Raw genomic sequence first — 22,925 nt, 5'->3', positions numbered from 1 at the left:
ATGAAAAAAAACTATCGTATTGCCGCCATCCCGGGTGACGGAATTGGCAAAGAAGTTCTGCCTGAAGGGATTCGCGTGCTGCAAGCCGCCGCACAGCGTTGGGATCTGTCATTGAGCTTCGAGCAGATGGAGTGGGCAAGCTGCGAATATTATGCCCATCACGGCAAGATGATGCCGGACGACTGGCGCGAGCAGCTGCAGGGCTTCGATGCCATCTACTTCGGCGCCGTCGGCTGGCCGGATACCGTTCCCGACCACATTTCGCTGTGGGGGTCGCTGCTGAAGTTCCGCCGTGAGTTTGACCAATACGTCAACCTGCGTCCGGTGCGTCTGTTCCCCGGCGTCCCCTGCCCGCTGGCGGGCAAAAAGGCCGGCGATATCGATTTTTACGTGGTGCGCGAAAATACCGAAGGCGAATATTCCGCCCTCGGCGGGCGCGCCAATGAAGGCACCGAGCATGAAGTGGTGATTCAGGAGTCGGTCTTTACCCGCCGCGGCGTGGACCGGATCCTGCGCTACGCCTTTGAACTGGCGCAAAGCCGCCCACGCAAAACGCTGACCTCCGCAACCAAATCCAACGGTCTGGCGATCAGCATGCCCTACTGGGATGAGCGGGTGGAAGAGATGGCCAAAAACTATCCGGATATTCGCTGGGACAAGCAGCATATCGATATCCTGTGCGCCCGCTTCGTGCTGCAGCCGGAGCGTTTTGACGTGGTCGTCGGCTCCAATCTGTTCGGTGATATTCTCTCCGATCTCGGCCCGGCTTGTACCGGCACCATCGGTATTGCGCCATCGGCGAATCTCAACCCGGAGCGCACCTTCCCGTCGCTGTTCGAACCGGTTCACGGGTCGGCGCCGGATATCTATGGTAAAAATATCGCCAACCCGATCGCCACCATATGGGCCGGGGCGATGATGCTCGATTTTCTCGGCAACGGCGATGAGCGCTATCACGCCGCGCACAACGGCATTCTGGCGGCGATTGAGCAGGTGATTGCCAGCGGGCCGAAAACCCCGGATATGAAAGGCAGCGCGTCAACGCAACAGGTCAGCGACGCTATCTGCAAAGCCATTTTGGCGTAATTACCCAAGCCGCTCCCCGGTCGCGCGGCGCTTACCGGGGCTACAAAAGGCACAATAATGTAAAAACACGGCCCTCAGCCCGCATCCCTGCGGGCTGCCCCGACCTGCCGGGAACGTCTCAGCGATGTTGAGGCCACCAACACCGGCAGTTTCAGCAACAATGGTGAATAAATTAAAGGCAGGCCGCACGGACCGTAGCCCGGGTAAGGCGCAGCCGCTACCCGGGAAGACCTGCGCCAACTTCCCTCTCTTTTCGCTATGCAGAATCCCCCACGATTGACAAGTGGACCGCATCACAGCGTCAAACTTTATTAATTCCTGAAAAGACAGAACCTGCGCCAATTCACCTTTTATTATTTCCGTTCCGTGTTTTATTGCTTCACGAAACGGCCAATTGTTTAATTCATGTAACGAAGAAATAATCCGATTGTTAATAGCTTTTGCTACGAACCTTGACCCTACAGCGTGATAACAACGACAGGCTAAAGCCACCGACGGGCAATCATGCCCAGGAGATCACCCATGTTGAGCAACGTAAAGAAAAAAGATGTGCCGCTGATTGCCATCAGCCTGGCGGCCATTGTTTTCATCGCCGCTACATTAAGTCTCTTCCCGCAGCAAACCGCGCAGGCGGCTGATTCGATTTTTAACGGCGTGACCCGCCTGCTGGGTTCCACGGTACAGGTACTGGTGCTGCTGGCGCTGGGACTGGTGCTCTATCTGGCGACCAGCAAATACGGCAATATCCGTCTCGGCGAAGGTAAAGTCGAATACAGTACCCTCTCATGGCTGTTTATGTTTATCTGCGCCGGGCTCGGCTCCTCCACGCTGTACTGGGGCGTCGCCGAATGGGCTTATTACTACCAGACCCCGGGCCTGAACATTGCCCCGCAATCGCCGAAAGCGCTGGAATACAGCATCCCTTATTCTTTCTTCCACTGGGGGGTTAGCGCCTGGGCGACCTACACTCTCGCCTCGCTGATCATGGCCTATCACTTCCACGTGCGGAAAAATAAAGGCCTCAGCCTCTCCGGGATCATTTCAGCGATCACCGGAGTGAGTCCGCAGGGCTTCTGGGGCCGTCTGGTCGATCTGATGTTCCTGATCGCTACCGTCGGCGCGTTAACCATTTCGCTGGTGGTCACTGCCGCCACCTTCACCCGCGGCCTGTCAGCGCTGACCGGGCTGCCGGATAACTTCACCGTGCAGGCGTTTGTGATCCTGCTCTCCGGCGGTATTTTCTGCATGAGTTCGTGGATTGGCATCAACAACGGCCTGCAGCGCCTGAGCAAAATGGTCGGCTGGGGGGCATTTCTGCTGCCGTTGGTGGTATTACTGGTTGGCCCAACCGAATTCATCACCAATAACATCATTAACGCCGTCGGCCTGACGACTCAGAACTTCCTGCAGATGAGCCTGTTTACCGATCCCCTCGGCGACGGCGCCTTTACCCGCAACTGGACCGTCTTCTACTGGCTGTGGTGGATCTCCTATACCCCGGGCGTGGCGATGTTCGTCACCCGCGTCTCCCGCGGGCGCAAAATCAAAGAGGTGATATGGGGACTGCTCCTTGGTAGCACCGCCGGCTGCTGGTTCTTCTTTGGGGTGATGGAAAGCTACGCCATGCACCAGTTCGTTAACGGCGTGATTAACGTACCGCAGGTGATGCAGACTCTTGGCGGCGAAACCGCCGTCCAGCAGGTCCTGATGTCGCTGCCGGCAGGTAAGCTGTTCCTCGCCGCCTATCTGTTCGTGATGATTGTTTTCCTCGCCTCGCATATGGATGCGGTGGCCTACACCATGGCGGCGACCAGCACCCGCAACCTGCGCGAAGGCGACGATCCGGATCGCGGCATGCGCCTGTTCTGGTGCGTGGTAATTACCCTCATCCCGCTATCGATTCTGTTTACCGGCGCTTCGCTTGAGACCATGAAAACCACCGTGGTGCTGACCGCCCTACCATTCCTGGCCATTTTACTGATTAAAACCGGCGGCTTCGTGCGCTGGCTAAAACAGGACTACGCCCACGTGCCGGTCAATCAGATAGAAACCCATACGCCCGAGCCAATGATTAAAGCCGAGACGCTACCGGTTGGCACGGTACTCAAAGGCGACGGCCAGTCGCTGTAAAAATCGCTTACTGACAATAATCACAAGGTGACCTTACATGAGCAATTTGAGCCCTGACTTTACTCTGCCGATTAACTTTTGCGCCAATCCGCAGGATGCCTGGACCATTCCGGCCCGTTTTTATACCGACAGCCAGGCGTTTGAACACGAGAAAGAGCGCATCTTCGCCAATAGCTGGATTTGCGTCGCCCACGGCAGCGAGGTCGCCCGGCCGAACGACTACATCACCCGGGAGATCATTGGCGAAAATATCGTTATCGTCCGCGGCCGCGACAACATTCTGCGCGCTTTCTATAACGTCTGCCCGCACCGCGGCCACCAGCTGCTGAGCGGTGAAGGTAAAGCCAAAAACGTGATTACCTGCCCCTATCACGCCTGGGCCTTCAAGCTTGACGGCAATCTCGCCCACGCCCGCAACTGCGAAAACGTGGCGAATTTCGATAGCGAAAAGGCGCAGCTGGTGCCGGTTCGCCTGGAAGAGTATGCCGGCTTTGTGTTTATCAATATGAACCCGCAAGCAGAGAGCGTGGAAACGCAGCTGCCGGGCCTGCAGGACAAAGTGTTGGAAGCCTGCCCGGACGTGCATGATCTGAAACTGGCGGCGCGCTTTACCACTCTCACCCCGGCGAACTGGAAAAATATCGTCGATAACTATCTGGAATGTTACCACTGCGGCCCGGCGCACCCGGGCTTCTCGGATTCCGTACAGGTTGACCGTTACTGGCACACCATGCACGGCAAATGGACGCTGCAGTATGGCTTCGCCAAGCCGTCCGAGCAGTCGTTTAAATTCGAAGAAGGTACCGACGCCGCGTTCCACGGTTTCTGGCTGTGGCCGTGCACCATGTTCAACGTGACGCCGATCAAGGGCATGATGACCGTGATCTATGAATTCCCGGTGGATGAAGAGACCACTCTGCAGAATTACGACATCTATTTCACCAACGAAGAGCTGACTGACGATCAGAAAGCGCTGATTGAGTGGTATCGCGACGTGTTCCGCCCGGAAGATTTACGCCTGGTGGAAAGCGTGCAGAAGGGGCTGAAGTCCCGCGGCTATCGCGGCCAGGGGCGCATTATGGCGGATAACAGCGGCAGCGGTATCTCCGAGCACGGTATCGCGCATTTCCACAATCTGGTGGCCCAGGTGTTCCAGCCGTAATCGTTGAAGGAGTTGGCTATGTCCGTGTTTCACTCAGATCTGTTTCGCCAGCAGGCGCTGATTGCCGGAAGCTGGCGCGACGCCGCCGACGGCACGACGCTTGCCGTCAGCAACCCTTCCACCGGCGCGACGCTCGGCCAGATCCCCAATATGGGTCGGGCGGAAGCGCAGCAGGCGGTGGATGCTGCCGCTGCCGCGCTGCCGGCATGGCGCGCGCTTACCGCCGCCCAGCGCGCCGCGTTATTGAAGAACTGGCACCGCCTGATCCTCGAAAACAAGACCGCGCTGGCGCAGATAATGACCGCCGAGCAGGGCAAGCCGCTGGCGGAAGCGGAAGGCGAAATCGCCTATGCCGCCTCATTTATCGAGTGGTTTGCCGAACAAGGGAAACGTGCCAACGGCGAGATAATCCCCTCCCCCGGCGCCGATAAACGCCTGATGGTGATCCGCCAGGGAGTGGGGGTCTGCGCGGCGATCACCCCGTGGAACTTCCCGGCGGCGATGATCACCCGTAAGGCCGGCCCGGCGCTGGCCGCGGGTTGTACGATGGTGATAAAGCCCGCCAACGAAACGCCGTTTACCGCGCTGGCGATGGCGGAACTGGCGAATCAGGCCGGGATCCCGCAGGGCGTTATTAACGTTGTCACCGGACAGTCGCGTGAGATTGGCGCGGTGTTCACCGGCGATGAACGGGTGCGTAAGCTCTCCTTTACCGGCTCGACCGAAGTTGGCCGCGTGCTGATGCGCCAGTGCGCGGAATCCATCAAAAAGCTCTCTTTAGAGCTCGGGGGTAACGCGCCGTTTATCGTCTTTGATGACGCCGATATCGATAAAGCGGTCGAGGGAGCGCTGATCGCCAAGTTCCGCAACGCCGGGCAAACCTGCGTCTGCGTCAATCGCTTCTATATTCATCGCGCCGTCTACGACCAATTCTGCGATAAATTCGTCGCCCGCGTCGCCGCCCTGAAAGTGGGCGATGGCAGCGAGTCCGATGTCCAGATTGGCCCGCTGATCAACGCCGACGCCGGGCGCAAAGTCCAGTCCCTGCTCGACGACGCCCTGAGCCGCGGCGCCACGCTGTTAACCGGCGGTAAAGCGCACCCACTGGGCGGTAATTTCTTCACCCCTACGGTGATCGGCGACGTACAACCGGGGTCACTGCTGCTGCAGGAAGAGATTTTCGGCCCGGTGGCGGCGCTGGTGAAATTTGACGATGAGCAGCAGGTCATCGAGCAGGCGAATAACACCATCTACGGTCTCGCCTCCTATTTTTACAGCAACGATGCCGCCCGTATCTGGCGCGTCTCCGAGCTGCTGGAATACGGCATGGTCGGCATCAATACCGGACTGATTTCCAACGAAGTCGCGCCATTTGGCGGGGTGAAACAGTCGGGTCTTGGCCGCGAAGGCTCGGAACACGGAATCGAAGATTACCTGGAGATGAAGTATCTCTGCCAGGGGTTATAAATGTATTCTCCCGGTGGCGGCTCTGGCCACGCCGGGATTTTTGATGGAGTTCAGCGATGTCTGATTATCAAATGTTTGAGACGATCGTTCGCGATGTTGAACAGATCACCGCCCAGGTGAAGCGTTTTACGCTGGTGTCGCCGACCGGCGCCCCGCTGCCGGGATTCAGCGGCGGTAGCCATATTATCGTCCAGATGCAGGATGGCGAGCAGCGCTACAGCAATGCCTATTCGCTGATGAGCTCTCCGCTGGATACCACCAGCTGGCAGATTGCGGTGCGTCTTGAGTCGCCTTCCAAAGGCGGCTCGCGCTTTATGCACCAGCAGGTGCGCCCGGGCGATACCCTGACGGTGTCCACGCCCAACAACCTGTTCGCCATCGAACCACAGGCGCGAAAACATCTGCTGATCGCCGGCGGTATCGGCATTACGCCATTCTTGTCGCATATTCCGGAACTGGAACAACAGCAGGCCGACTGGCAGCTGCACTACTCTTTCCACGACGCCGACAATAATGCTTTCGTCGATGCGCTCAGCGCCGCGCCGTGGCGCGATCGGGTCAATATTCATGTATCAGCGCTCGGCAGCCGTCTCGACCTGCCGCGCCTGTTCGCCGACCTCGAGCCCGGAACCCACGTGTATACCTGCGGCCCGGCGGCGCTTAACGAGGCGGTGAAAGCCGCCGCCGAACGCCATCAGGTGCCCGCCAGTCAACTGCACTTTGAGCAGTTTATCGTTGAGGATAAAGGCGGAGAGGCGTTTACCCTGGTGCTGGCGCGTTCCGGACGCGAATTTACCGTACCGCAGGACATGACCATTTTGCAGGTTATTGAGAATAACAAAGCGGCGAAGGTGGAATGTCTGTGCCGCGAAGGGGTGTGCGGCACCTGCGAAACGATGATTCTGGAAGGGGAAGCGGACCACCGCGATCAGTATTACAGCGAGGAAGAGAAAGCCAGCCAACAGAGTATGCTGATCTGCTGCTCGCGCGCCAAAGGCGGCCGGTTAGTGCTGGATTTATAGCTCGCTCTCCGGCCAGCGCCGCTGGCCGGAAAACCGATCATAGCTCCAGCTCGCGGCGCAGCAGGTCGGCAATATCCTCGCTGCTCTCTGCGGATACCAGAGCTTGACGGAACTCCGCGTGCATAATGCGCCGCGCCAGCCGCGAGAAGATGCGCATATGCTGGTCGCCCGCCGAGTGCTTGTTTAGCGTCAGCATAATCACAAACTGCGCCTCTTCATCGCCCCACATCACCGGCTGCGCCAGCCGGGCGACGCTGATGGTCGACTGCTCAATATGCTCGGATTTACTGTGCGGTATGGCGAAGCTAAAGCCAAGCCCGGTGGAGAACACCGCCTCACGGGCCCACAGGTCAGCCTCCAGCTTGCGTGGGTAGCGGCAGCGACCGGCCAGCAGCAGGTTATCCGTCATCCCCTTCAGCACTTCTTCCTTACTACGCCAGTCGCTGTTGAGCGTAATGCACTCGGCGCTCACCAGCGGCACCTCCTGCTGGCGCATACGGAACTGGGCCAGCAGATGCTCCACCTCCAGCGAGGTACGGCACTGCATCGCCTGATTCAGCAGCTGACGGCAGGCGCGGCTGTCCAGCTGCGCCAGACGCGCTTTGGTCGCCGGGATCGCCGGCGCGCTCATACTCAGTTCATCCAGGCCGAGGCCGACCAGCAGCGGCAGCACCGAACCTTTGGCCCCCAGCTCGCCGCACAAGCCGATCCATTTCCCCTGCCGGTGCGCCGCCTGCACGGCATAGTCCAGCGCACGCAGGAAGGCCGGGTTGAGACTGTTGTAATGGCGCGTCACTTTCGCGTTATCGCGGTCGACCGCCAGCAGATACTGCGTTAAGTCATTGCTGCCGATGCTAAAGAAGTCCACCTCTTCGCAGCACTGATCGATGATGAACATCACCGACGGCACCTCCAGCATGATGCCCAGCGGGATTTTTTCATCAAACGGGATCTGTTCAACGCGCAGCGACTGTTTGGCCTCCGCCAGCCGCTCTTTCACCCACAGGATCTCTTCCATGGAGGAAATCATCGGGATCATGATCTTCAGCGCGCCGTGCGCCGAGGCACGTAGAATCGCCCGCAGCTGAGTATGAAACAGCGCCTGGTACTCTTCATAGATGCGCACCGCGCGGTAGCCGAGGAAGGGGTTATTTTCCGCAGGAATGTTGAGATAGGCCACCGGCTTATCACCGCCGATATCCATAGTCCGCACAATAATGCTGCGCCCGGCGGCAGGCTCCAGCGCCTGACAGAAGATGTTGTAAAGCTCATCTTCCGATGGCGCGCCGGGCCGGTCCATATACAGCATCTCCGTGCGGAACAGGCCAACCGACTGCGCACCATTGTTGAATGCCGCCACCGCCTCTACCGAATGGGCGATGTTCGCCGCGATCTCGACGCGGATACCGTCTTCCGTCTGCCCTGGCTTATCCAGCCATACCTGCTGCTGTTGCTGGATCTGCGCCTGAACCCACGCCTCCTGCTGATAGTAGCGCGCCACCGCCGGACTCGGATCCACCACCAGCAGTCCGGCGGTGCCGTCGATCTGCACCTGGGTACCCTCCCACGGCAACAGTGCGTCGAGGTCAACCCCCACCAGGGTCGGAATATTGAACGAGCGGGCGAGGATCACGGTGTGCGACGTGGTGCCGCCGCCGCGCAGCAGCAGCCCTTTGAGATGCGCTTTATCCAGTTCGAGAAACTGGCTGGGGGTCAGCTCGTCGGCAAGGCAAATGGTGGCCTCCCGCAGCTGGCCCGGGGGCGGAAAGCGGGCTTCGCCATAGATATGTTGCAACAGCTGGAAGCAGACATCGCGCACATCGAGCACCCGCTCCTGTAGATAAGTGTTGCCGGAGTCGCGGAACCGTGCGCAGAAGTGGTCGCTGGTGGCGACAATCGCCTGCGCGCAGCTGAGGCCGGTAAGAATGCCGTCGAGCAGGTGCTGGCGCAGCGAGGCATCCGTCGCCAGCGAGCGGTGGGCATCGAGGATTGCGCTGGCGGTACCGTCATTGTCCAGCAGCCGCAGCTCAATGTCTTTTACCAGCAGGCGCAGGCCATTATCCAGCGCCGCCTGCTCCTGTTCGGGAGCGACGGCGCCCGGCAGTTCCCCCAGCGCATGCAGATCGCGGGATTTCAGGTGTATTAGCCTGCCCCCCGCGCTGCCGGCGCACACCGGATGGGCATGAAACAGCGTCGGGTTCAGCCGTGAAAGCGACTCTGGCACCGGCTGGATCTCCAGCGTATGCGCAGCGGGCAGCGGCGCGTCACAGTGAGGAAACTCATCGCGCATAAAGGCCGTTAACGCGGCGAATGCCTCAGCTTCATCTTCGCCGTGAATGACCAGCTGGCAGGCGTCGCCCTTCAGGGTATTGCTGCCGATGATCGCCAGCGCGCTCTTGGCATTTCCGCTGGTCTCGCGGCGCAGATTGCGCCACTCAATCGCCGATGAAAAACGGTTACACAGCGTTTCGACCAGACTGGCCGGACGCGCATGCACGCCGTTTGGCAAATCACATGTAAACTCAATGACCAGAGCCATCGCCTTCCTCCTGAGCAATCCATTATTTACCCAAAAGGTAATGAATGAAGGGGCCGGGGACTAGGTGATAAAACTGGCAATTACTGGACTATTGTACACACGATACTTTTTTATGCCCGCCATCACAATTCCATCCATTTAGCGCTCATCCTTCCTGCCATCATTAAGATTTGAGGTGGATCGCAATTCCTTTCTAACATTACAAATGTCCAGTAAATGCACTTTTTCTCTACTGTTTTATGCGGCGCCCTTTTTCTAATGTTGAGCCATCAATACTGTCACGGGCCCTACAGCGCTCAGGAGCAAACAATGAACGAACTGGTGCAAATACTAAAAAATACCCGCCAGCATCTGATGACCGGCGTGTCACACATGATCCCCTTTGTGGTCTCCGGTGGGATCCTGCTGGCGGTGTCCGTCATGTTGTATGGCAAAGGCGCAGTTCCCGATGCCGCCACCGATCCCAACCTGAAGAAGCTGTTTGACATCGGCGTCGCCGGGCTGACGCTGATGGTGCCTTTTCTCGCCGCCTACATCGGGTACTCCATCGCCGACCGCGCCGCGCTGGCGCCCTGCGCCATCGGCGCCTGGGTGGGCAACAGCTTCGGCGCCGGCTTCTTCGGCGCGCTGATCGCCGGCATGATCGGCGGCCTGGTGGTCTACTACCTGAAAAAAATACCGGTCCACAAGGTGCTGCGCTCGGTGATGCCGATTTTCATTATTCCCATCATCGGCACCTTTATTACCGCCGGGATCATGATGTGGGGGCTCGGCGAACCGGTGGGCGCGCTAACCGCTAACCTGACCGGCTGGCTGCAGGGTATGCGTGAAGGCAGCATCGTGGTGCTGGCCATCATTATGGGCCTGATGCTGGCCTTTGATATGGGCGGCCCGGTGAACAAAGTGGCCTACGCCTTCATGTTGATCTGCGTCTCGCAGGGGATCTACAGCGTGGTGGCTATCGCCGCCGTCGGCATCGCCGTGCCGCCGCTGGGGATGGGGTTGGCGACGCTGATCGGCCGTAAATATTTCACCGCCGAAGAGCGGGAAACCGGCAAAGCGGCGCTGGTGATGGGCTGCGTCGGGGTCACTGAAGGGGCGATTCCCTTTGCCGCTGCCGACCCGCTGCGCGTTATTCCGGCCAATATGATTGGCGCTGCCAGCGGCTGCGTCACCGCGGCGCTGTTGGGGGCCCAGTGTTACGCCGGCTGGGGCGGGCTCATCGTGCTGCCGGTGGTCCAGGGCAAACTTGGCTTTATCGCCGCGCTGTTGGTCGGTGCCTGCGTCAGCGCCGCCTGCGTCATTGTGCTGAAAGCGCTGGCTAAAAAGAAATCGTCTGACGCTAAAGCCGACGACGAATTAGATCTTGATTTCGAAATTAACTAACAGACTGGAAGGAACAGATTATGACCCACATTATCGCTGTCACCGCCTGCCCGTCGGGCGTGGCTCACACCTACATGGCCGCCGAGTCGCTGGAAAGCGCCGCCAAAGCCAAAGGCTGGCAGGTTAAAGTCGAAACCCAGGGCTCAATCGGCATTGAAAACGAACTGACCGCCGAAGAGATCGCCGCCGCCGATATGGTCATCCTGACCAAAGATATCGGTATCAAATTCGAAGAGCGTTTTGCCGGGAAAACTATCGTGCGCGTCAATATCAGCGATGCAGTCAAGCGCGCCGACGCCATCATGAACAAGATAGACAGCCATCTTTCTCAGCGTACCTGAAGCCTTACAAGGGGCGCCCTCGCGCCCTTCGCCACCACATGGAGTTTGTCATGACGAATCGTACTCAACGCCTGAAAGCCAGCCTGTTCGCCCAGCCGCGCGAAATCTCCCTGGAGCGCGCTCTGCTGTATACCGCCAGTCATCAGCAAACGGAGGGCGAACCGGTGATTATTCGCCGGGCGAAGGCCACCGCCTGGATCCTCGATAAGGTAGACATTTCGATTCGTGATGATGAACTGATTGCCGGCAACCGGACCATCAAACCGCGGGCAGGCATTATGTCGCCGGAGATGGATCCCTACTGGCTGCTCAACGAACTCGACGCCTTTCCGACCCGGCCGCAGGACCGCTTCGCGATAAGCGAAGAAGATAAGCAAATATACCGCGAAACGCTGTTCCCCTACTGGGAAAAGCGCTCAATGAAGGATTTTATCAACGGCCAGATGACCGACGAGGTCAAGGCCGCCGTCAGCACCCAGATATTCAGCGTGAACCAGACCGATAAGGGCCAGGGCCATATCATCATCGACTATCCGCGTCTGCTCAATCATGGCCTCGGGGCGCTGGTGGCGGAGCTAAAAGCCCACTGCGAGCAACAACCCGGGAACCACTTTTATCAGGCGGTGCTGATCCTGCTGGAAGCCTCCCGGCGCCATATTCTGCGCTACGCCGCGCTGGCCGAGGAGATGGCTGGGCACTGTCAGGACCCGCAGCGTCAGCAGGAGCTGTTAACCATCGCCGCTATTTCGCGCCACAACGCGGAGCACCGGCCAACGGACTTCCCCCAGGCCTGCCAGCTGTTCTGGTATATGAACATCATTCTGCAGTACGAATCCAACGCCAGCTCAATTTCACTGGGGCGTTTTGATCAGTATATGTTGCCGTTTTATCAGGCGTCGCTGAATCAGGGTCAGGATCCGGCGTATCTCAGGGAGCTCCTGGAGTCGCTGTGGGTGAAATGCAACGATATCGTGCTGCTGCGCTCCTCGAGCAGCGCGCGCTATTTCGCTGGTTTTCCCACCGGCTACACCGCTCTGCTCGGCGGACTGACGGAAACCGGACGCAGCGCGGTCAACGCGCTGTCGTTTTTATGCCTCGATGCCTATCAGAACGTGCAATTGCCGCAGCCGAATCTTGGCGTGCGGGTCAACGAGCTGATTGACCGCCCGTTCCTGCGTAAAACCGCTGAAACCATCCGCCTGGGCACCGGCATTCCACAGATTTTCAACGACGAGGTGGTGGTCCCCGCCTTCCTCAATCGCGGCGTGTCGCTGGAAGACGCCCGCGACTACGCGGTGGTCGGCTGCGTCGAGTTGTCGATCCCTGGCCGCACCTACGGCCTGCATGATATCGCCATGTTCAACTTGCTGAAGGTTATGGAACTGGTCCTGCTGGAAAATGAAGGGCAACCGGAGGTCAGCTGGGAAGGACTTATCAGTCAGATCCGTGACAAAATTCGTTATTACATCAAGCTGATGGTCGAGGGCAGCAATATCTGCGATATCGGCCATCGCGACTGGGCGCCGGTCCCCCTGCTCTCCTCGTTCATTGAAGATTGCGTCCGGCACGGCAAAGATATCACCGCCGGCGGCGCGCGCTATAACTTTTCCGGCGTCCAGGGCATCGGGATCGCCAACTTGAGCGATTCACTGCACGCCCTGAAGGGGATGGTTTTCGATCAGCAGCGTCTCAGTTTTGACCAACTGATGGCGGTCCTGAAGGCCAACTTCCGCACGCCGGAGGGGGAAAAGATCCGCGCCCGGTTGATTAACCGTTTTGAGAAGTACGGTAACGACATCGACGAAGTCGATAATATTAGCGCCGATCTGCTGCGCTTTTATTGCAAAGAGGTGGAGCAGTACCTGAACCCGCGCGGCGGCCATTTTACTCCCGGCTCCTATACCGTCTCGGCGCATGTGCCGCTGGGCTCGGTAGTGGGGGCTACCCCGGACGGGCGGCTGGCCGGCGAACAACTGGCGGACGGCGGCCTGTCGCCGATGGTCGGCCAGGATGCTCAGGGGCCGACGGCGGTGCTGAAATCGGTCAGCAAGCTGGATAACTATCTGCTGTCGAACGGTACGCTGCTTAACGTCAAATTCACCCCGGCAACGCTGGCCGGCGACGGCGGGCTGAACAAGCTGGCAGACTTTTTACAGGCTTTCTGCAAGCTCAAGCTGCAGCATATTCAGTTTAACGTGGTCAATGCCGACACCCTGCGTGAAGCGCAGCAGCGGCCGCAGGACTTTGCCGGCCTGGTGGTGCGCGTCGCGGGCTACAGCGCCTTCTTTGTTGAGCTGTCGAAGGAGATTCAGGATGACATCATCCGCCGCACCGCGCATCAGCTGTGAGGTGATGGAGACGCGCGCCGATCGGGCGCGTATTTTTAACCTGCAGCGCTACTCGCTCAACGATGGCCAGGGGATCCGCACGGTGGTCTTTTTCAAAGGCTGCCCCCACACCTGCCCGTGGTGCGCCAACCCGGAGTCAATGTCGCCGAAGATCCAGACCCTGCGCCGGCAGAGCAAATGTCTGGGCTGCGCCCGCTGTCTGCAGGACGTCGCCGAGTGTCCCTCCGGGGCATGGGAGCAGATCGGTCGCGACGTGACGCTGGAGAACCTCCTTCAGGAGGTGCTCAAAGATGAAGTCTTCTTCCGCGCCTCCGGCGGCGGTGTCACCCTCTCCGGCGGGGAGGTGCTCATGCAGGCCGGGTTTGCCGCCCGTTTTCTTCAGCGCCTGCGCCAGTGGGGGATCCGCACCGCCATCGAGACCGCCGGCGACGGCGCCTTTGACCGTTTGCTGCCGGTGGCTGAATCCAGCGACGAAGTGCTGTTTGATTTTAAAATCATGGATCCTGAGCTGGCGCGGTCGCTGCTGCGAATGAATCAGCCGCGGGTACTGGACAATTTTCGCCAGCTGGCGACAAGAAACATCAATCTGATCCCGCGGGTGCCGCTGATCCCGGGTTACACCATGAGCGTGGATAATTTTCGCCAGATACTGGCGTTTCTCGCGCCGTTCGCGCTAAAAGAAATGCACCTGTTGCCGTTTCATCAATATGGCGAGCCAAAATACCGTCTGCTGGGCAAACCCTGGACGCTGGCCAGCGTGAAAGCGCCTGGCGAAGCGGACATTCAACCTTATCGGATAATGGCCGAAGCGGCCGGATTCCACGTCACTATCGGCGGTTAACGCCAGGAGGATGTTATGGACTTCAATATTGTCGCCGTCACCGCCTGCGTCAGCGGGGTGGCGCACACCTATATGGCTGCCGAACGACTGGAAAAGGTCGGTCATCATGAAAAATGGCACCTGAAGGTGGAAACCCAGGGCGCGCTCGGCGTTGAAAATCGCATTACCGCAGAAGATATCGCCCGCGCCGAAGTGGTGCTGCTGGTGACGGATATCGAAATTGACGACGCCCAGCGCTTTAGCGGCCTGCGGACGATTAAAACCAGCATCAAGAGCTTCCTGCTGCAGCCGCAGCAGATCGTCGAGGCCGTGAAAAGCATCATGAAAAAGCCGGTCGTCTATGTAGAACTTCCCTGACCGGCGACGAGTCTTACTCTACATCCAGCAGCCACTTTTGCGCTGGCGTCAGGCGGCTTGCCGTTTCCGGCGTCAGCCAGCGCCGCTGGTCCTGCTGCGGCGTATCCGCGCGATCGATATATAACCCATGCAGCACGCGTCGTCGGCTACCCTCACGATTACGGGTACCGCCGTGCCAGGCGTGGGCGTTGTAGATCATCACGCTGCCGGCCGGCGCAGCAAACACAATCTCGTCTGGGTGGGCCTGTTCCGGGTCGTCCAAGACTTCTTCCGGCAACTCCGGCCGCAGGTGGGTTCCAGGGATAATCCGCGGCGCGCCGTTAGCGGCGCTTAAATCGTCTATCGCCCAGATGGTATTCACCAGGTGGACTTTGGGAAAATCCGGGCGCGGCTTTTTCCAGTCGGCGTGCAGCGGCTGGTGACCGCCGTTATACAGCGCCTCACGCGCATTAAGGCTGGAGACTTTAAAATCACCGTTGAAGATATAGCGGCAGGCGGAGAGGATCAGCGGGTGGGACCAGACTTTCTCCCAGATAACCCCCTTATTCACCAGGTTGGCGATCCGCGTCGCAGTCGCTTCCTGATGGTGTTCCATCGCCAGATTGTCGCCTTCACGCTCAACCAGGGTATCAATTAGCCGGCGCATTTCGCTCAGCCACTGGGCGTCAACGACGTTATGCACGACGGTGTAGCCGAGGGTGTCGAGTTCATGTTTCATTTGCGCACTAAGCGCCTGACTGGCGCCTAACGCATCGAGAAAACTAGCCGATGGTGAGTTCATTTTGCGTTCCTTTTTAACGTTCCGATAACACAAACAAACTCTACTGGTCCATCCGCGGCATGACAGGAGGCGAGCGCTACGAAAAACTGGACATACGTACGCGAGCCACCGAAGTGTGATGGGCATCAACAATCTCCTCTCCGGCGATGCATGCGCGGCGCCTGGCAGGGAATTCGCTGCGCAAATTGACGAAACAAACGCTGTCTGGGGATAAAAAATAGATTACCATCAACAGGATAATGCGCATGCTGAGGGCAAAGAATGATTGAAGATCTGCCAGATATTCTGCATCGGTTAATCAGTCAAAAAGATCATTTACAGGTGAGATTTCCTGAGCCGGATATCTCCGTCCCTGCCCTCGCCCTCAACGTGCCGTTTCCGCGTCTGGAAATAGTGCTGGAGGGCCAGCTCAGTGAACAGGGGCTGCCACTGGCCGCCTCGACGTTAACCACTTTACAGGTGCTGTACGTGCAGGCGGGAAAATGGACGCTGCCGCAGTGGACCGGCCCGGCCACCACCCTGAGTATTCTGTTTGGTCGACAGAAGCTGGGGTTCAGTATTCAGCGCTGGGACGGGAAAAGCCTGCACACGGAAAAGCAAAGCGTTGCCCGCCTTGGACCGCGCGTGGGCTCTTACCTGTTGCTGAGCCTGAACGAAGTCAGCCTGCAGCCCGATCCGCTGACCGCGCGGCTGGTGGTCGCCGCGCTGCTGAGTCACTGTCGCGAACAGCTGGTTGGGCTGGAAATGCGCGTCAGTCGCAGCCGGGATCTGTTTCTCGCCGTTCAGGACTACCTCGAGGAAAATCTTAGCCTGCCGCTGACGCGGGAATCGGTGGCCAGACGTTTTCACATCACGCCCAACTATCTTTCGCATATTTTTCAGAAATCAGGCTCGGTGGGATTTAACGAATATCTGACCCGGGTGCGTCTGGAAAAGGCAAAACAGCTGCTGCGCGGCTACGACCTGAAGGTGAAAGAGATCGCCCATAACTGCGGCTTTGTCGACAGCAACTATTTTTGCCGGGTCTTCAAACGCTACACCGAGCGTTCGCCGTCAGAGTATCGGCGACACTGCCGCAGCACGCAGCAGACCTAACCTGCCGTGTCGGAATATTACGCCCACTCCACGCGCCCACGCCCGTTGTGCTTGGCCTTGTACAGTGCCTCGTCGACTTTGCGGATAAACGTCTCCTGCGCTTCGCCCGGCCGCCAGGTTCCCACGCCAATGCTGATCGACAGCGGCGCCTGATGATTGATCAGGATGGTGCGGGCATTGTCGAGGATCGACTGCGCCAGGGCGTGCAGTTCAGGCTCCGACAGGCCATCGACGATAATGGCAAACTCTTCCCCACCAATACGCGCCGGCAGGACCTGCTCGCTGGTCAGTTTCGCCAGCTGTTTCCCCAGGGAAAATAACACTTCATCCCCCACCAGGTGGCCCCAGGTATCATTGATTTTCTTGAAAAAATCGATATCCAGAATCATGAGCCCCAGCGCATGCCCGGACTTTTCGCGAATGGTATCGATGAAAAAACGGCGATTGGGCAACTGAGTGAGCTCGTCCTTCAGTGATTGCGAGCGCGCGTCAACGTACAATAGGTTGATGCGCTCAATAATTTTGTAGACGCCCACCACGGTCAGCAGCATCCCGGAGAGGCGCAGCAGATCTTCGCAGTAATAACCCATCCAGCGCGGCTGAACCACTATCTCATCCATCACATCGAACGTGCCGCCAGCAATCCACAGCAGCAGCCCATAGCGCACCCAGTTGACGGCGATATGGCTCATCCGCACCTTTGCTGAGCTCCACAGCATAAACACCAGAAACAGCAGCGCCAGCAAATCGATATAGAGCCCGGGGTTGGCCAGGATCTCACGCCACGTGCCGATCGGCGGCGACACCAGCGCACAGCCGACAGCGACGGCGACGATGACCAGCAGCGCAGGCAGCAACGTACCCCGCGCCAAAGCGGACGGAATGGAGCGATTCGCAGGAGTATGGCATTCAGGCATAACGATGTCTCACGGTAACAACAGGGCCGATCGCGGGACAGGATAGCAGTTAAGCGCAGCGGGACGAATGAAAAAGCGACGCGCCGACAAAACGGCGGTGAGGTAGACTGACCCCGCGGAATTGTTCCAACGTACTACCACTCCATGGCGACGAGGTCAGTGGCGCGGATACTATCGGCTTAATCCGTCAGTTGATTAGCTTTCCGTGCGGCGCCACCGATATCCGGCGGCGCCTGCTCAGAGATTAGCCGCTGAACACGCGCGCCTTGCCGCTGACCGTCAGTCGCACCGTCGCGCCTGGCTGCCACGCCGGCTGGCTTACGGTTCGCAGAACAATCGGCCGATCGTGCCCGGACATCGACAGCGTCAGCGTGGAGAGCTGGCCGGAGAAATCAACATCGCGGATGGTGGCAGTACTTTCCTGTGGTCCGCTCACGCTGACGCTCAGCTGCTCCGGACGCAACATCACCTTACCTTCACCAGCAGGATGCGCTGCGTCTGTCGCCAGGTCGCCCAGCGCGCAGCTGGCCCGCCCGGGGCTCAGCCGTGCGGGGAGGATCAGGGCATCGCCGAGAAACAGCGCCGTCTCTTCGTCCACCGGCTGCGAGTAAACCGTCAGCGGGGTACCCACCTGGGCGAAACGTCCCTGGCGCATCACCGCCACCTGTGTGGCGAACGACAGCGCTTCGGTCTGGTCATGAGTCACCAGAATCGAGGCGATGCCGGTCTCCGCCAGCAGATCGGCGGTCGCTTTGCGTGTGCTGGCGCGCAGTCCGGTGTCCAGGGCAGAAAAGGGCTCATCGAGCAGCATCAGCGCCGGCTGCTGGGCCAGGGCGCGAGCCAGGGCCACACGCTGCTGCTGGCCGCCGGAGATCTCATGCGGCCAGTGGCGCGCCAGGCTATGGTCAAGGGCGACCATCTCCATCAGTGCGCCTACCCGGCGACGTTTTTCCTCGCGGCTGGCGTCCAGCCCCCAGGCGATATTGTCCGCGACATTGAGGTGAGGAAATAGCGCCCCCTCCTGCGGAACGTAGCCGATCCGTCGCTGGTGGGCAGGAACAAACACGCCCTCAGCAAACAGAGGCGCGCCGTGCATCACGATGCGTCCGCTGTCGGGCGTTTCGAAACCGGCAAGGATGCGCAGCAGCGTGGTTTTTCCCGAACCCGACGGACCCACAATTGCCGTCCGGCTACCCGGAGCCACCTGAAGATGAATATTATCGAGGACCTGCGCATCGGCGAAGGATTTCGAAACAGAAGACAATTCCAGCATGTTACAACCCTGCCATTTTTTTCGACTGCATATAGAGAACCGCCGTCAGCGGCAGCGAAATGATGATCATCAACAGCGCGTAGGGCGCCGCCGCCACATAGTCGATCTCGCTGGTTAACGCCCAGAAGCCGGTCGACAACGTGCGGGTGCCTAACGGCGAGAGCAGCAGCGTGGCGGTAAGCTCATTGCTGACGCCAAGGAACACCAGCGCGGCGCCGGCGGCCGCCCCCGGGGCGGCAAGTCGCATGGTGATACTCCACAGGGCGCGGGCCGGGCTGCGTCCGAGACTGCGGGCGACGTTTTCCAGCTCCACCGGCGCCTGGGCGATACCGGCGCGCAGGTTAATCAGCGCCCGCGGCATAAACATTAACAAATAGGCCAGAAACAGCGTCACTTCGGTCTGGTACACCGGACGGGCATAGTGGATGGTGACGGTGACCAGTGCCAGCGCGGTCACAATGCCGGGCAGCGAGCTGGTGATGTAATTACACCCCTCCAGCAGGCGGAACAGCGGACGCGGATAGCGCACGCCGAGCCAGGCGATGGGGATCGCGCAGACCGTCGTCAGCAGCGCCCCGCCCGCCCCCAGCAACAGAGTCTGGCGCAGGGAATGCCACAGATCGGCATGTAGCCAGTTATCGATACCGCCCAGCCACAGCCAGCGCCCCAGGACCAGCAACGGCACCCCCATCGCCAGCAGCACCAGCAGCAGAAGCAGCAGCTGCGCGCCGAAGGCGGCCCCTTTCCCCAGCACCAGGCGCTTCTGCTCGCGCGCCGCCCCGGCGCCGATACGCGCATAGCGCGCTTTACCACGCGAAGCGCTCTCCAGCAGCAGGATCGCCAGACAGCACAGAGCCAGCACGCCCGCCAGCATATTGGCGGCCGGACCGCTGAAGGTCGACTGGAACTGATCGTAAATGGCGGTAGTGAAAGTATCGAAGCGGATCATCACATACAGACCATATTCCGCCAGCAGATGCAGGGCCACCAGCAGCGCACCGCCGCAGACGGCCAGCCGCAGCTGCGGAAGCACCACCCGGAAAAACACTTTCCACGGCGGCGTGCCCAGCGACGCGGCGACATCCTCAAGGGTGGGATCGAGTCGGCGCAGCACGGCCGCCACCGGCATATAGATAAACGGATAGTAGGCCAGCACCGAGAGAAACACCCCAGCGCCCAGGCCATGCAGCGAGGGCACAGCGCTGATCCAGGCGTAGCTCTGGACAAAGGCCGGAATGGCCAGCGGGGCCACCGCCAGCGCCGACCACAGCTGCCGCCCGGCAAGCGCGGTACGTTCCGTCAGCCAGGCCAGCGTCACGCCAAGCACAATGCTGATGGGGACAGTCAGCACCGTCAGCCACAGGGTATTGCTGAGCAGTTCGCCTACCCGCGGGCGAAAGACCAGCGCTTTGATTGTCGGCCAGCCGGTATCGAATCCGACCGCCACCACAAACCCTAACGGCAACAGCGCCAGCAATGAAAACAGGAGCGCTAAGGCAACCATCGGAAATGCAGGACGCCTGCGCTCAGGCAGGCGTCCTGTTTTCTTTCCGAGCGACAGACTCAGAACAGACATAGCAACATCACTTCCTCAGGATCAGAGCAGGCCAGCCTGCGTCATCAGTTCAATGACCTTTTTACTGTTCAGCGAGGAAGGCTCCACCTTCGGGGCATCCAAATCTTTCAGCGGGGTCAGTTTCGGGTTAGAGGCCGCGTCTACCCCCACCGCATATTCGAAGGCGTTATTGGTGCGCAGCGCATCCTGTCCCTGCTTACCGGTGATCCATTTAATAAAGGCCTGCGCCTGTGCTTTATGTTTGCTGGAGGCCAGCACGCCGCCGCCGGAAATGCTGACGAAGGCCCCCGGATCCTGGTGTTTGAAGTAATACAGTTGGGTGTTTTTGCTGTTCTCGCCGGTTTTTGACTGGTCAACGAAGCGATAGTAATGGTAGATCACTCCGCCGTCGATCTGCCCGGCGTTGACCGCTTTCATCACCGTGCTGTTGCCTTTATAGGCGACAAAGTTGGTTTTCATCGCCTTCAGCCAGTCGAGGGTCGCCTGCTCACCCTTCAGCGCCAGCATCGCGCTGACGATAGCCTGGAAATCAGCCCCCGATGGCGAAGCCGCCCAGCGGCCCTTCCACTCCGGTTTTGCCAGATCCATCAGCGAGTGCGGCAGCTGCGCCTCGCTGATTTTGGCCGGGTTATAGACGAACACGGTACTACGCGCGGCGATGCCAATCCAGCGACCGTGCTGAGGGCGATATTGTGCCGGAACCTGCTGCAGGGTGGCCGCATCCAGCGGGGCAAAAAGTTTGGCGTTATCAACCAGCACCATCGACGGTGAGTTCTCGGTCAGAAACACATCGGCTGGCGACGCGGCGCCTTCCTGAACCAGCTGATTACCCAGCTCGCTGTCATCGCCATTGCGCAGCGTGACTTTAATACCGGTCTCTTTCGTAAATCCATCCACCCACGACTTCACCAGATTTTCGTGTTGGGCGTTGTAGACCACAATCCCGTCCTGACCGTCAGCCGCCATCCCCTGCGGCGCCAGAAACAGAGAAGCGGCAACCAGCGCTGCCTTACAGAGGGGCGATAAGCGAGATTTCATGAACGCATCCTTAATGAACCAGGGAAATTAATGGTAAATAGCCTGAGCGGAGAGGATTAAATCACAGCAAAAAAAGAATGATAATGAAAACAATTATCATAAACTTAAAAAAGCAAAAAATAGCGCAAGCACGCCACTACGGACTGGAAAATGCTAATAACCAGCCGGCCCAGAAAAATATATTAAGAAAACATTAATTTTTTATTTTTATTACCGGCAGAAGAGGTACGTAGCGTCAACGCGATATAACCGGCCTTTGTCGGCAGGTATTGTGATAGCGATCATATTTTTATGATGCGCCGTCATCGCGGAAGTTATCTCCCTTCTACGATCATAGAAAAGCCTTTACTGCCAGAGAGATGGTTCACTTTATGCACAAACACCATTGCATGCCCAACAAATGAAAGAGATAAAGCGACGAAACGCATGGATTGCCTTTTCCCTGGCGCTGGTGGTATTTCTGGCTGGCGTGTTCGTTATCAACTGGCAACTGTGGCATTCCGATCAGGCCTCGCATGTCGCCACCGCCCGTCAGGCGGCAAAGAAAATCGCCGTTATTCTGGATGAGGCCCGCGCAGCAACGATGACGGCGATGAACGTTAGCCGCGGCGGTTGCTCCGTGCAGGGCCAGTTTCAGCTCGGGACCGAGGCCGCCCTGCAGCCGCATCTGCGCACGATCGTGCTGGTAAAAGATGGCCAGGTGTGGTGCTCGTCGCTGCCGGGCAATCGGGTACTGACGCTCCATCCTGAGTCTTTACCCGATGAGCCACTGCAGCTGCTGCCCGCCAGAATGATGGTGAATAAGCGGCCAGTGCTGATCTATCACACTCGTTCGGCGCAGGTAAGAGTCATTGTCAGCATCAGCGATATCCATTTGCGCGATGCCTTGTATAGCGATGAGGATAACGGCGGGCTGGCGCTTTTGGTTCACAATCAAATGATTGCCAGATATGGCGATGTGAAGCCACTCAACGCTGGTCCGAACCAGGATATTTTTAGCTCACCAGACTATCCATTTCATATTGCCTATCCTGAGTCGCCTTTTTTTAGCCCCGGCCGCTTGTTTCATAATGGGTCCGGGCTGCTGATTTTTATTTTCTCTGTTTCGTTGCTGTTTTATTTTCTGTTGCGCAAATACCTCAATGTCTATACCTCAGAAGAGGAGAGGCTGCGCTACGCCATCGCTCAGGGCGCTATCGTTCCCTACTATCAACCGCTGGTGAACGGCAAAACCGGAGAGATCTATGGCGTGGAAATCCTCGCCCGCTGGCCAAACACCACGGCGCAGTGGCGTTCGCCCGCTGAATTTATTCCGCTGGCCGAGCGTACCGGCTTGATTATCCCACTCACTTGTAGCCTGATGGCGCAGGTCGCCGCCCAGATGAGGCCGATCTTCAGTAAGCTGCCGGACGGGTTTCATATCGGCGTCAATATCAGCGCATCACATATCAACGCCGGCTTTGTTGAATAAATCGAACTTTTGCTGAGTTGAAGGATCAGATCACGCATCTTCCCGACAACGCAGACCGTTCCGTGGCAAAGCAAAAGTTCAAAATCACCAACTGG

The 22,925-nt window shown here is 58.7% G+C and carries 19 protein-coding genes and 1 pseudogene; 14 read left to right on the top strand and 6 right to left on the bottom strand.

Annotation, left to right across the window (positions count from 1 at the left end; translation table 11 throughout):
• The 5 genes from ACLH1I_RS24145 (at position 1) to ACLH1I_RS24125 (ending at position 6,867) form a co-directional block, all read left to right on the top strand.
• The gene (locus ACLH1I_RS24145) at positions 1 to 1,086 is read left to right on the top strand and encodes a tartrate dehydrogenase (protein WP_017899481.1); all 1,086 of its coding nucleotides are present in this window, start codon (positions 1 to 3) and stop codon (positions 1,084 to 1,086) included.
• Positions 1,087 to 1,608: 522 nt separating this feature from the next.
• Positions 1,609 to 3,216 carry a BCCT family transporter gene (locus ACLH1I_RS24140; protein WP_004201469.1) on the top strand — a complete coding sequence of 536 codons (1,608 nt, stop codon included), beginning with the start codon at positions 1,609 to 1,611 and terminating at the stop codon, positions 3,214 to 3,216.
• A 37-nt stretch (positions 3,217 to 3,253) separates the two neighbouring features.
• Complete coding sequence (gene yeaW, locus ACLH1I_RS24135) at positions 3,254 to 4,378, top strand: carnitine monooxygenase, oxygenase subunit YeaW (protein ID WP_004201468.1); 1,125 nt, start codon at positions 3,254 to 3,256, stop codon at positions 4,376 to 4,378.
• A gap of 18 nt (positions 4,379 to 4,396) precedes the next feature.
• Positions 4,397 to 5,845 carry an NAD-dependent succinate-semialdehyde dehydrogenase gene (locus ACLH1I_RS24130; RefSeq protein ID WP_198080106.1) on the top strand — a complete coding sequence of 483 codons (1,449 nt, stop codon included), beginning with the start codon at positions 4,397 to 4,399 and terminating at the stop codon, positions 5,843 to 5,845.
• Between the two features lie 56 nt (positions 5,846 to 5,901).
• Entirely contained in the window at positions 5,902 to 6,867 is a 966-nt protein-coding gene (locus ACLH1I_RS24125) for a PDR/VanB family oxidoreductase (protein WP_043521056.1), read from the top strand.
• A gap of 37 nt (positions 6,868 to 6,904) precedes the next feature.
• Here the strand turns inward: ACLH1I_RS24125 and ptsP are convergent, their stop codons facing one another.
• Entirely contained in the window at positions 6,905 to 9,406 is a 2,502-nt protein-coding gene (gene ptsP / locus ACLH1I_RS24120; protein ID WP_004201465.1) for a phosphoenolpyruvate--protein phosphotransferase, read from the bottom strand.
• A 309-nt stretch (positions 9,407 to 9,715) separates the two neighbouring features.
• Here ptsP and ACLH1I_RS24115 point away from each other — a divergent pair, with 309 nt between their 5' ends.
• The 5 genes from ACLH1I_RS24115 to ACLH1I_RS24095 are packed head-to-tail and all read left to right on the top strand — an operon-like array spanning position 9,716 to position 14,679.
• Positions 9,716 to 10,792, top strand: coding sequence for a PTS fructose transporter subunit EIIC (locus tag ACLH1I_RS24115; protein WP_004201464.1), 1,077 nt, complete (start codon positions 9,716 to 9,718; stop codon positions 10,790 to 10,792).
• Between the two features lie 20 nt (positions 10,793 to 10,812).
• Positions 10,813 to 11,133, top strand: a complete 321-nt coding sequence (locus ACLH1I_RS24110; protein WP_004201463.1) for a PTS fructose-like transporter subunit IIB — start codon at positions 10,813 to 10,815, stop codon at positions 11,131 to 11,133.
• A gap of 50 nt (positions 11,134 to 11,183) precedes the next feature.
• On the top strand, positions 11,184 to 13,481 hold the full coding sequence (locus tag ACLH1I_RS24105; RefSeq protein WP_049003770.1) for a formate C-acetyltransferase: 2,298 nt from the start codon (positions 11,184 to 11,186) through the stop codon (positions 13,479 to 13,481).
• Positions 13,447 to 14,322, top strand: a complete 876-nt coding sequence (locus ACLH1I_RS24100) for a [formate-C-acetyltransferase]-activating enzyme (RefSeq protein ID WP_004201461.1) — start codon at positions 13,447 to 13,449, stop codon at positions 14,320 to 14,322. The genes ACLH1I_RS24105 and ACLH1I_RS24100 overlap by 35 nt, the downstream gene beginning before the upstream one ends.
• Positions 14,323 to 14,337: 15 nt before the next feature.
• Positions 14,338 to 14,679 carry a PTS fructose-like transporter subunit IIB gene (locus ACLH1I_RS24095; protein ID WP_004201460.1) on the top strand — a complete coding sequence of 114 codons (342 nt, stop codon included), beginning with the start codon at positions 14,338 to 14,340 and terminating at the stop codon, positions 14,677 to 14,679.
• 13 nt (positions 14,680 to 14,692) lie between these two features.
• Here ACLH1I_RS24095 and ACLH1I_RS24090 read toward each other — a convergent pair whose 3' ends face one another.
• The gene (locus ACLH1I_RS24090) at positions 14,693 to 15,460 is read right to left on the bottom strand and encodes a phytanoyl-CoA dioxygenase family protein (protein WP_017899475.1); all 768 of its coding nucleotides are present in this window, start codon (positions 15,458 to 15,460) and stop codon (positions 14,693 to 14,695) included.
• Positions 15,461 to 15,721: 261 nt separating this feature from the next.
• On the opposite strand from ACLH1I_RS24090, the gene ACLH1I_RS24085 reads away from it, so the two are divergent.
• A complete protein-coding gene (locus ACLH1I_RS24085) occupies positions 15,722 to 16,555 on the top strand; it encodes a helix-turn-helix transcriptional regulator (RefSeq protein ID WP_032455802.1) in 834 nt (277 codons plus the stop codon).
• A gap of 17 nt (positions 16,556 to 16,572) precedes the next feature.
• Here ACLH1I_RS24085 and ACLH1I_RS24080 read toward each other — a convergent pair whose 3' ends face one another.
• From ACLH1I_RS24080 to ACLH1I_RS24065, 4 genes are all read right to left on the bottom strand, one after another.
• Positions 16,573 to 17,472, bottom strand: coding sequence for a GGDEF domain-containing protein (locus tag ACLH1I_RS24080; RefSeq protein WP_017899473.1), 900 nt, complete (start codon positions 17,470 to 17,472; stop codon positions 16,573 to 16,575).
• Between the two features lie 244 nt (positions 17,473 to 17,716).
• The gene (locus ACLH1I_RS24075; protein ID WP_023317877.1) at positions 17,717 to 18,745 is read right to left on the bottom strand and encodes an ABC transporter ATP-binding protein; all 1,029 of its coding nucleotides are present in this window, start codon (positions 18,743 to 18,745) and stop codon (positions 17,717 to 17,719) included.
• Between the two features lies 1 nt (position 18,746).
• A complete protein-coding gene (locus tag ACLH1I_RS24070) occupies positions 18,747 to 20,321 on the bottom strand; it encodes an ABC transporter permease (RefSeq protein ID WP_023317876.1) in 1,575 nt (524 codons plus the stop codon).
• Between the two features lie 21 nt (positions 20,322 to 20,342).
• Positions 20,343 to 21,359 (bottom strand): iron ABC transporter substrate-binding protein, encoded by a 1,017-nt coding sequence (locus ACLH1I_RS24065; RefSeq protein ID WP_004201453.1) that lies wholly within the window; start codon positions 21,357 to 21,359, stop codon positions 20,343 to 20,345.
• A 400-nt stretch (positions 21,360 to 21,759) separates the two neighbouring features.
• Between ACLH1I_RS24065 and ACLH1I_RS24060 the strand changes: the two are divergent.
• The 3 genes and pseudogenes from ACLH1I_RS24060 to ACLH1I_RS24050 form a co-directional block, all read left to right on the top strand.
• Positions 21,760 to 22,371, top strand: a pseudogene (locus ACLH1I_RS24060) (CSS-motif domain-containing protein); the annotation flags it as partial.
• A 207-nt stretch (positions 22,372 to 22,578) separates the two neighbouring features.
• Complete coding sequence (locus tag ACLH1I_RS24055; RefSeq protein ID WP_406946352.1) at positions 22,579 to 22,830, top strand: EAL domain-containing protein; 252 nt, start codon at positions 22,579 to 22,581, stop codon at positions 22,828 to 22,830.
• 17 nt (positions 22,831 to 22,847) lie between these two features.
• Positions 22,848 to 22,925: hypothetical protein (locus ACLH1I_RS24050; protein ID WP_223602338.1), on the top strand; the 78-nt coding region annotated here is incomplete at its 3' end.

The organism is Klebsiella sp. 1SOBk10mer, from assembly GCF_046602535.1.
Lineage (GTDB): Bacteria > Pseudomonadota > Gammaproteobacteria > Enterobacterales > Enterobacteriaceae > Klebsiella > Klebsiella quasipneumoniae.
The sequence above is the reverse complement of the archived record's forward strand: the minus strand, read 5'-3'. Positions and strand labels throughout refer to the sequence as shown.